The sequence below is a fragment of the Breznakia blatticola genome, assembly GCF_004365815.1.
GTDB lineage: Bacteria > Bacillota_I > Bacilli_A > Erysipelotrichales > Erysipelotrichaceae > Breznakia > Breznakia blatticola.
In genome coordinates this window covers 1-1,539 of the sequence record NZ_SODD01000093.1, presented here as the reverse complement: position 1 = coordinate 1,539, position 1,539 = coordinate 1, and the positions used below count along the sequence as shown (strand labels likewise).

At 32.8% G+C, this 1,539-nt stretch carries 1 protein-coding gene; it reads right to left on the bottom strand.

Annotated features, from left to right (window positions below):
- Positions 1-77: 77 nt before the first annotated feature.
- Positions 78-1,394 carry an IS4 family transposase gene (locus tag EDD63_RS11485; protein ID WP_134171454.1) on the bottom strand — a complete coding sequence of 439 codons (1,317 nt, stop codon included), beginning with the start codon at positions 1,392-1,394 and terminating at the stop codon, positions 78-80.
- Positions 1,395-1,539 lie beyond the last annotated feature (145 nt).

Below are 1,539 nucleotides of genomic sequence, written 5' to 3'. Positions count from 1 at the left end.
TTTAAGCAGTAAAGAATATGCTAAAAAGATGTTCTTTGTAGTGAACATTTTTTGAAGTTAGGTTATAATGTAATTGCTTAAGAGAAACGATAATTGAAACCAATGGTTCGTTGGATTCTTACATTTCTTTCGTTCTGTCGGTTGGGGCGTATTGGAAGAAGTTCTTTGGATATTATCGTTTTGAAGCTGGGTGGGAAACCACCTTTTCTTTTTATCATTTCGCGAATGAGATGAATACCACTTGTAAGATTGACTTTATACTCCCATTTACGCCGTTTTTCTACTTTATCACAAGTTTTATTGATGATAAGCATAGATAAATTATACAAAATAGCCTTTGCCCAAATCTCTTGTTGAATACTGTTTCTTTTTTTACTATGTAACACTTTAAGAGCAGTTGCATACTTAAGATGGCGAAAAGAAACCTCTATCCCCCAACGCAATCTATATAATTCTTTAATAACAGTAGCAGGAAACTCTTCTCTTGATAGATTAGTTAATATTGATTCATATTCCTCGTCGCCATTCGCTTTGAAACGGACAACTCGAAAACCAATTGGGTATTCATCATCAACAGTTTCGATATAATCAAATGTCGTTGTTGTTGAAATAAATCGATATGTATCAGGTTGACTTCGTATCTCTTTCGTTTGTTTCTTTGTTAAAATCGTGTGAACATCTACATCAAACTCTTCATTTGGTAAATTGAACTTTTTAAGTAAACTACTTTTTGATTCAATGTCTTTGGAGCGAATAACGAAAGATTTATTTGCATTCATAATATGTGCCATAGTATTCCAAGTAGCATAATATCTATCCGCAATATAAATAACGTTGTCCTTTGGATGAGACTCGGCCATTGACACAAGTGATTTAGGTTCGTTTTTATTTTTACAGCCAGTTATAATCATATCAACGTATCGATGTTCTAGAAGATCATAAGCAGAGTCAATGTGATACTGACTCATCGGCTTGTGATTGGAACCACAAGAAGTTAAAGTATCTGCATCAGTTAAATCAAGAGGAATAGAAAGATCACTACCATCAACACCGATAAGTTGGTAGCCATTAAATAGTTTCTTACAAGGAAAAGAAGAATTCAATAAATAAAATAGTTCTTTAAAGGCAGTGGAATTAAGCTTATCTCTTGCTTGGACAAATGCACTTGAGGATGCAGTATTTTCATCATAATCAAAATAATCCCATAATTCTTCTTTGATAGGTTTAGCAGCAGAAAAAACAATGATTTTCATTAAATCCTGAAAAGATAATTTGCGATTTCTAGTGAAATCAGAATGGATATTATTTACAAGGTTCCGGCTATTTTTCTCGGACGCAAGAGTCTCGATATGGGAATTGAAAACATGTAAAACTTTATTAGAATAATCAGACATGAGAAAATCCTCCTATTCTATTTTTATGAACTAAGAATATGAAACAGATAAAAAATACGATTTTCATAATTAAGCGACCTCCATATACCTCTCTTACGAAAGGCGCGGAGCGCCCAAATTTTGTAGTAAAAGTCAATAGAAAAAA